General features: G+C 54.9%; 8 protein-coding genes and 2 pseudogenes. 6 read left to right on the top strand and 4 right to left on the bottom strand.

Annotation, left to right across the window (positions count from 1 at the left end):
* Positions 1–401 (top strand): annotated as a pseudogene (locus A7Q00_RS06710) (IS630 family transposase); the annotation flags it as partial.
* A 51-nt stretch (positions 402–452) separates the two neighbouring features.
* Positions 453–608: pseudogene (locus A7Q00_RS14050) on the top strand (2-oxo acid dehydrogenase subunit E2); the annotation flags it as partial.
* Positions 609–786: 178 nt separating this feature from the next.
* Here A7Q00_RS14050 and A7Q00_RS06705 read toward each other — a convergent pair.
* The 3 genes from A7Q00_RS06705 to A7Q00_RS06695 are packed head-to-tail and all read right to left on the bottom strand — an operon-like array spanning position 787 to position 2255.
* Complete coding sequence (locus A7Q00_RS06705; RefSeq protein WP_064089818.1) at positions 787–1653, bottom strand: peptidyl-prolyl cis-trans isomerase; 867 nt, start codon at positions 1651–1653, stop codon at positions 787–789.
* 36 nt (positions 1654–1689) lie between these two features.
* Positions 1690–1968 carry a BolA family protein gene (locus tag A7Q00_RS06700; RefSeq protein WP_064089817.1) on the bottom strand — a complete coding sequence of 93 codons (279 nt, stop codon included), beginning with the start codon at positions 1966–1968 and terminating at the stop codon, positions 1690–1692.
* Complete coding sequence (locus A7Q00_RS06695) at positions 1965–2255, bottom strand: YciI family protein (RefSeq protein WP_003824304.1); 291 nt, start codon at positions 2253–2255, stop codon at positions 1965–1967. The genes A7Q00_RS06700 and A7Q00_RS06695 overlap by 4 nt, the downstream gene beginning before the upstream one ends.
* 492 nt (positions 2256–2747) lie before the next feature.
* On the opposite strand from A7Q00_RS06695, the gene A7Q00_RS06690 reads away from it, so the two are divergent.
* The 4 genes from A7Q00_RS06690 (at position 2748) to A7Q00_RS06675 (ending at position 7049) form a co-directional block, all read left to right on the top strand.
* A complete protein-coding gene (locus A7Q00_RS06690) occupies positions 2748–4862 on the top strand; it encodes a FimV/HubP family polar landmark protein (protein ID WP_064089816.1) in 2115 nt (704 codons plus the stop codon).
* Positions 4863–5282: 420 nt separating this feature from the next.
* Positions 5283–6092: a tRNA pseudouridine(38-40) synthase TruA gene (gene truA, locus A7Q00_RS06685; protein WP_064089815.1), complete on the top strand. Its 810-nt coding sequence runs from the start codon at positions 5283–5285 to the stop codon at positions 6090–6092.
* A 10-nt stretch (positions 6093–6102) separates the two neighbouring features.
* A complete protein-coding gene (locus A7Q00_RS06680; RefSeq protein ID WP_064089814.1) occupies positions 6103–6348 on the top strand; it encodes a glutaredoxin family protein in 246 nt (81 codons plus the stop codon).
* A gap of 89 nt (positions 6349–6437) precedes the next feature.
* Positions 6438–7049: a phosphoribosylanthranilate isomerase gene (locus A7Q00_RS06675; RefSeq protein ID WP_064089813.1), complete on the top strand. Its 612-nt coding sequence runs from the start codon at positions 6438–6440 to the stop codon at positions 7047–7049.
* A 419-nt stretch (positions 7050–7468) separates the two neighbouring features.
* Here A7Q00_RS06675 and A7Q00_RS06670 read toward each other — a convergent pair whose 3' ends face one another.
* Positions 7469–7834, bottom strand: coding sequence for a hypothetical protein (locus A7Q00_RS06670; RefSeq protein ID WP_064089812.1), 366 nt, complete (start codon positions 7832–7834; stop codon positions 7469–7471).
* Between the last annotated feature and the right edge of the window lie 40 nt (positions 7835–7874).

Raw genomic sequence — 7874 nt, 5'->3', positions numbered from 1 at the left:
TCAGCCCGAAAGGGCAAATAGTGAAAGCGCAGATAAGTGGAAAAAGATACCAACGCTTATCTCTGGTGTCCGCACAAGTCGGCAACCGGCTGATTGCTCCGATGGTTTATCAAAATACGATGACCGGCGTCTTTTTTGAAGCGTGGTTTCAGCAATGCCTACTGCCCGCATTGACTCAAAAATCGGTGATTATTTTAGATAATGCACGATTTCACCGTATGGGTGTCTTACGGGAAATGGCAGAAAAATTGGGACATAAGGTATTGCCTCTTGCACCTTATTCACCCGAACTCAACCCGATTGAGAAGGTGTGGGCGAATATTAAGCGGTATCTGCGAACCGTATTGTCTGATTACGCCCGATTTGACGATGCGCTACTGTCCTATTTTGATTTTAATTGACTAATAATTATGAATCCTAAAAGTAGCCTCTCGGGTGTGGGCAAATTGTAGATGGAATCAGCGTGGAACGGTTCTGTCTGCAAACCGTGCCTGATGTGCCTCTTGAGCCTATTGTTTGACCACCGCGTGATCGACGGCGCAGCGGGTATGCGTTTCACCATGTTCCTGGCCAACCTGCTCAAAGACTTCTGTCGCATTTTCCTGTAAGCGTTTGGGCATGATTATAGTGGATTAAATTTAAATCAGGACAAGGCGGCGAGCCGCAGATAGTACAAATAGTACGGCAAGGCGAGCCAACGCTGTACTGGTTTAAATTTAATTCACTATAAAAGGCTACCTGAAAGTTTTCAGGTAGCCTTTTCTAATCTAGATAATGCTTAAGTGTTTAGTGGATATTGGCCTGCTGGTAGAGGCGGGCAATTTCTTGCTCGATTAGCAGGTTTTGCAAATCTTGTTGGATTTGCGGTTTCATTTGGGCAAACGGCGGTACGCGAACGGGGCGTTTGGCTTCCATATAGAAGATGGCGAAAATGCCGTTGTTTTCCACCGGAGTCTCGGTAAATTTGCCCTGGCCGAGCGATTTCACAGCGTTGTACACCATGGGTGCGCCTTCTTCCAAATCTTTCAGCGGAGTAAAGGTGGGGCTGATGCCGCCGTTGGCGCGGCTTTGCGTGTCGATGGTGTATTGGCGGGCAACATCGGTGAAGCGGCGGCCGCGTCGGAGATCGGCTATGGCTTTTTGGGCGTTATCGCGGTTGTTGAGGATGATTTCGCCGAGTTTTACTTCCTGCGTGCCGTGATAGCGGTTGGTGATTTCCTGATAAGCCTGCTGCACTTGGGCTTCGGTTACAGGATTAGAGCGCAGGATGTGCGCCACCAGGGCTTGGGCGGTTACGTTGCCTTCGAAGGTTTCCCAATCTTGGCGGAAGGTGGGTTTGCGGTCTTCGCCACTGGTGCGGGCATCGGTGCGGGCACGTTCGATGATTTGTTTGAATTCGGGGCTTTCGTTTAGGCGCAGGCGGCGTGATTCTTGAATCATCAGTTCACGGGTAACAAGGCGGCGGGCGATGTTTTCACGCAGTTCCGGCGTGTCGGCCACCTGGCCGTTGCTCTGTTCGTTAATAATCTTCACCTGCTGGTCGATTGCGGAGCTGTCGATGCGGGTATTGTTTACGGTTACAACAGTTTGAGCAGCCAGCGGGGCAGCAGCCAAAGCAGTGGTCAGCAGTAGTGCGAGTGAAGTTTGTTTCATGTTGTCGTCCTCAAGTTCAAAATGGTTATAGCCGGATTATAAAGGATTTCCCGGCTGGTATTCTTCCGGTGTTTGCGCACGGATGCTCAGTGCGTGGATTTGGGAGGGGTATAAATCGTGCAATGCCTGTTGGATGGTACGTTGGCGGGCAATGCGGTTCATGCCGGCAAATTGGGTACTGACGATATGAACCCGGTAATGTCCGCCGCCTTGGTTGCCGGCGTGGCCGATGTGCAAATGGCTCTCATCGGCCAGTTCGAGCAAGCTGGGAGAAAAGGCAGCTTCCAAACGCTGACGGATGGTTTGCGCGCTCATGCAGGCAACACTTTCTTAAACGGGCGAATGAGGATTTCGGCATATACGCCTGCTTCCACATAGGGGTCTTGCCCCGCCCATTCTTCAGCTTCGTCTAAAGAGGCAAAGTCTGCCACGATAAGGCTACCTGAAAAGCCGGTTTCGCCCTCGGGCAAGGGGCAGGGACCGGCCAAAACCAGCCGGCCGGCTTCGGCCAGCTTTTCCAGTCTGGCCAAATGAGCGCTGCGGGCAGCTAATCTGGCTTCAGTGGAGTCGGCCACATCGGAGGCCATCAGCATGAACAACATATTCGGTATTCTCTTGATCAATAAATTCGGAAAATTAGGCAAAGGCGTTTGCCGCCATTTAATCTGTAGATAAATTTGCCTGGCTGCCCACAGCTTGCATCATTTTGTATCCGGTCATTGGCAAGTGCGAGATTGGGTGTTTATCTTAAAGCAAATATGGAAATTCTGCACTTACAATATCGAAAAGCCGGGGATTGGGGGTATGTATTGGCAACAGTGTAAATATGCCAGAATATAAATGGGGGTCTATTAAATAATTAAAAATGTTTCATTCCTGTATAGAAAATCGGGCTAAATAGCAGAAATGGCTTGGCATAAATAGGAAATAAACGATATGATACCTAGGTTTAGAGATTTTAATCCGTTGCACGACAGCAGCTTTCAGGCCGGAATTTTGCTTACTTGGTTCTGTATTTCTCTGTTTATTCAGAAGGTTAGTTGTGCATTACTTTAGGTTGTAAGGGGGATTTGATGTTTTGTAAGCAGTATAAAATGAAGCTGATCGCGGCTTCACTGAGTTTGGCAGCCTCTGTTGGTGCCCATGCCGCTTTGGGCGGCCTGCAGGTTCAGTCACGCTTGAACGAGCCGTTTTCTGCCACGGTGGTGGTAACGGGTGACGAGGCGCGTGCTTTGGCTTCGGCCAAGCCAACCATCAACGGTGCCGACCTGCAAGCCACGGTATCGCGCCGAAGCGGTGACCGTGCCGTTATTCGCCTGCGCTCCAGAACACCGATTAAAGAACCGGTGATGACTTTCTGGTTGGGTGTGGGGAATCAAAACCACCAATATACTGCCATGCTGGATCCCCGGGATTACCATGCCTCCGGCAGCGCCCGTTCACGCCACGAGCGCCGTGCTGAAGCTGAGCCTGGCCGTCGCCATTCCGCTGAATCTAGACGGCACCGCCGCGCTGCCAACCGACGCGAAGCACCGGTGCAGATTAGCGGGGAAAGCTATCAAATTAAAGATGGCGAATTGCTGGTGGATATTGCACAACGTGTTAAACCGGCCGGCATGACTTTGCGTCAAACCATCAACGCCTTGGTGGCTGCCAACCCGCGTGCTTTCCGTAACGGCAACCCAGATTTGATGTATCGCGGCGCTACCCTTACCATCCCTGACGGCGATACCCTGCGCCGTTTGGCACACAATCCGCCGCGCCGCGTAAGCACCCGTGCACAGGAAGAACGCCCGGCAGCGGATACCGCTCCGACACGCCAACAGCCGCAGGTAGAAGCCCAACCGACTCCGCCGGTTACACCGCCTGCGCCCCCCGCACCACCTGTTGAGCCGACGCAACCACAGCCACAACAACCTCAACAACAAGCACAACCGCAGCAGCCTGCTCAGCCGCCGCAGCCCGCCCAGCCACCGGTTCAGCAGCAGCCTCAAGAACAGCAGCCTGCCGTTCCGCCTGTGGCTAGCGACACAGTTCCCGAAACGCCGGCTTCTGCCGCTCTGCCCGATATGGGTGTCAGCCAGCCTGAGCAGGCCTCCGATATGATGGTGTCCGAGCCGGCTGTGGAAACACCTCCGGTTGAGGTTGCCCCGCCGGTGGTGGAAACCCCGCCGATGGAAGAAGAGGGCATGGACATCACCCAGATGGCACTCTACGGTGGTGGCGGCCTGTTGGCATTGGGTGGCTTGGCTTATCTCTTGATGAACCGTCGCCGTAAAGGTGCTGCTCCTGCCCGTGGTGACGACCATGAGGATGATGACGATGGCCTCTATTTTGAAAATGTGACCGACCATTCCGATAGTCTGTCCTCCACTCCGACTGTTGTGCCGACTGCCGCCGCTCCGGCTCCCCAACCGGCTGCCCCTGCCGCAGCACAACCTGCAACGGTGAGCGAACAGGATTTGGGCTTGGATTTGAGCTACTTGGACGAACAGCAGCAACTGGGCAGCACGCCCAGCACTGAAGCGGCCGCCCAGCAAGCCGAAGCCGATGACTGGAGCTGGTTGGAAGAATCCGAACAGCCTGCCGCCCCGGCTGCGCCTGCCGCTGCCGAACCTGCCGCCTCGGATGACGACTGGCTGAACTTTGCCGCTGAAGAGCCTGCCTCGGCTCAAGCTCCCGTACAGCCGGCGCCTGAGCCGCAGGCTGCGCCGGTTGCCCCTGAAGAGTTGGATTGGGTATTGGACGAGACTCCAGCCACCCAAACCTTCCAGGCGGAAGCCCCGGCTACCGTTGAAGTGGCAGAACCTGCCCAACCGGCCGCACCGGAAATGGACAACACCATTGCCTTCGATGTACCGAGCCTGGATACTGAAAGCGTAAGCAGCGTGGCCGAAGAAGCTGCTGCCCCTGCTGCCGCATCCAATGTGATGGATTTTAATTTGGACTTTGACAGCACTCCGGCTGCCCCGGCACAAGCCGCTCCGGTGGAAGTCAGCCAGCCGGCTCCGGCAGCACGTACCGAACCGGTTAGTGCCGCCCCGCTGCCGAAAGAGGCACTGGAAGCCAAATTGGAATTGGCTAAAATGTATCTGGAAATCGACGATGCCAATACTGCCCGTCAGACCCTGATGGAACTGATTAACGAATCAGAAGGCAGCAGCATTCAGGCTGAGGCGCAGCAGTTGTTGAACGACATCGGCCAGTAATCCGGCCAGCCACAGCAACCCGGGCAGTTCCGCCCGGGTTTTTCTATACGGGGCAGCTTTTGCCGGTGTTGTTTCCGTTTTCAGGTAGCCTTCTCAAGCAATATCGTGGCTACCTGAAAAGAGTAGGCCAGCTTCGGCTTATGGTAAACAGTTGGATGGCAGGTGTAACACTGCCGTACACGGCATTCCGTTGACGTGATTATGCCTACCTGCCCAGTAGGTGCCGCTATCTCGTTTTCAGGTAGCCTTTCCCAATGTGCAGGCTACCTGAAAACATAGATGCAACGGAGCTATAGTGAATTACAATTAAGCATGCTGCTGAGTCGGCTCGCTTTGCCATACTATCTACTGTTTGCGACTTGCCACCCTGACCCATTCTGAGGTTTTAAGTCACTATAAAACCAATTAATTTGAAAAAGCATGAATCCATCTCCCATCAAACGCCGTGCCTTATTCGTCAGTTATGACGGCAGCCGTTTTTTCGGTTGGCAGAAGCAGGCAGACGGCATTGCCACCGTGCAAAGCGCCTTGGAAGCTGCTTTGAGCGAATTGGCGCAGGAACGCATCAGCGTGGTAACGGCCGGGCGTACCGATACCGGCGTGCACGCCACCGCGCAGGTGGTGCATTTCGATTCCGCCGCGCGGCGGCCGGATCAGGCTTGGGTGCGCGGTGTGAACGCGCTATTGCCCGAAGGCGTGGTCGTGTGGCGGGTGCAGGATGTGGCGCCGGAGTTTCATGCTCGTTTCGATGCCTGCGGGCGGCGTTATCGTTATCTGTTGCAGTCGGCGCCGGTGCGCTCGCCGCTGTTGGTGGGGCGTGTGGGGTGGACGCATTATGCCTTGGATATGGATGCCATGCGCCAAGCTGCCGCGCTTTTGGTGGGCGAGCACGATTTTTCCAGCTTCCGCGCCGCGGAATGCCAGGCTAAATCGCCGGTAAAAACCTTGTATCGTGTGGCTTTGTGCGGCACGCCGGAATTGATGGCGGTGGATTTCCACGGCAACGCGTTTTTGCACCACATGGTGCGCAACCTGATGGGCGCGCTGGTGTATGTGGGCTGCGGTAAGTTGAGTGTGGACGGTTTTGCCGGGCTGCTGGCCGCCCGCAGCCGCAAGCTCGCACCGCCCACTTTTATGCCCGACGGGCTGTATCTCACCGGCATCGACTATCCGCCGCAGTTCGGCCTGCCCACGCCGCCGTTACCCGCTTGGCTGTTTCCCGATTGGTGAGGAGAATCAGATGGTTTTAACTTTAATGTTTCGTGAGTATTGCAGCCTGTGCCACCACATGCGTGCCGCCCTGCAGCCGTATCAGGCAGAGTATGGTTTTGAACTGCAGGTGTTTGATGTAGATGAAGATCCGGAGCTGGAAGCGCGGTATAACGAGCTCGTGCCGGTGTTGCTGCATGAGGGCGGGGAAATCTGCCATTGGCATTTGGATGAAGCCAAACTGCTGGCGGTGCTACAAAATGCCAAGGCTACCTGAAAAATATAAGTCTCAATAAAATTATTAAGTTGATTCCTGATAAGAGGCTACCTGAAAAATATTGCCCGTCTATAGCTGAAAGGAAATCCATGCCTAAAATAAAAATCTGCGGCCTCACCCGGCCAGAAGATGCGCAGGCCGCTGCCGAATTAGGTGCGGATGCGGTTGGCTTGGTGTTTTATGCCAAAAGCAAACGCTGCGTAGATGCCGCGCAGGCCGCCGAAATTGCTGCCGCCCTGCCGCCGCAGGTGGCTAAAGTGGCACTGTTTGTGAACGAATCGGCCGACTCTATCCGTCGGATTTTGGAAACTGTGCCGATTGATATTGTGCAGTTCCACGGCGACGAAGCGCCCGAATTTTGCCGCCAGTTTGGCAAGCCCTATTGGAAAGCCGTGCGGGTGCGTTCGGCGCAGGATATTGCCGAGGCGGCCGGACGCTATGCCGATGCCGCTGCCCTGCTGCTGGATGCGCATATTGAAGGCCAATACGGCGGCACGGGGCAGGTGTTCGATTGGCGCTTGCTGCCCGAAACCATGCCGCTGTCGTGGATTTTGTCGGGCGGGCTGAACCTGGGCAACGTAGCCGCTGCCGTGCGGCAAACCGGTGCGGCTTGGCTGGATGTGTCCAGCGGGGTGGAGCAGGCGCCCGGCATCAAGAGCCGGGATTTGATGGCAGAATTTATTCGGCAGGCGCGCGGCTAGGCTTGTCGGCTGCTGCCGGTTTCCGTGTTCCCCACCCCCGAAGCGCGATAGCAAGCCAAATCGAATCTCGATGCAAGGAGATAAGCCGCAAGCGGTATGGGAATACGGCAAGGCAAACCAATGCGGCAGCGAAGGTTAAGCTGGTTTGCCCAATTTCTGCGTTGGAAGCTTTGGCTCTGCTTCTATAGTGGATTAACAAAAATCAGGACAAGGCGGCGAGCCGCAGACAGTACACACGTTACGGCAAGTCGAGGCAACGCTGTACTGGTTTTTGTTAATTCACTATACCTGCCGCCTTGCCTGGATTTTTGCCAATCTGCCAACCGAAAAAAGAGAAGGCTACCTGAAAACCGTTTTCCGTTTTCAGGTAGCCTTTTTCGATGGCGGGGCAGCCGGGGATTATGCCTGCCCCGAAATGGCTACAAACCCCTCTGGCGGAGCTCTTCCATCAGTATGCCGGCATCGCGGTAGCCTGGGAAGTTGTCTTGGCAGAATTGGCCTTTGCCGTAACGGTTGAGGAGCATTTTGCCATCGTCCACCGCTTCTTTTTGCAGTGCTTCGATTTGGGCGGGGGTGAATACGTTTTTGCACTGGCGGTCGGTGATTTGGGTGATTTTCTCCACTACGCCTTCGTTGAATGCGCAGGTTTGTTCCAAATAGCGGTTAAACGCTGCGCCTTGCAGCAGGCCTTGGCAGAAGTCTTTCTGCGTGCGGATATGAGTTACCGGCGCGGCCATGGCGGCCAGTGGCAGGCAGAGGAGGAGAGCGGGGATGAATTTTTTCATTAACGGTTTCCTTGTTGTTCAGGCCTGCTTAGGCAGGCAG

This window comes from Eikenella halliae, assembly GCF_001648475.1.
Taxonomy (GTDB): domain Bacteria; phylum Pseudomonadota; class Gammaproteobacteria; order Burkholderiales; family Neisseriaceae; genus Eikenella; species Eikenella halliae.
This window is presented reverse-complemented; position numbering and strand designations above follow the sequence as displayed.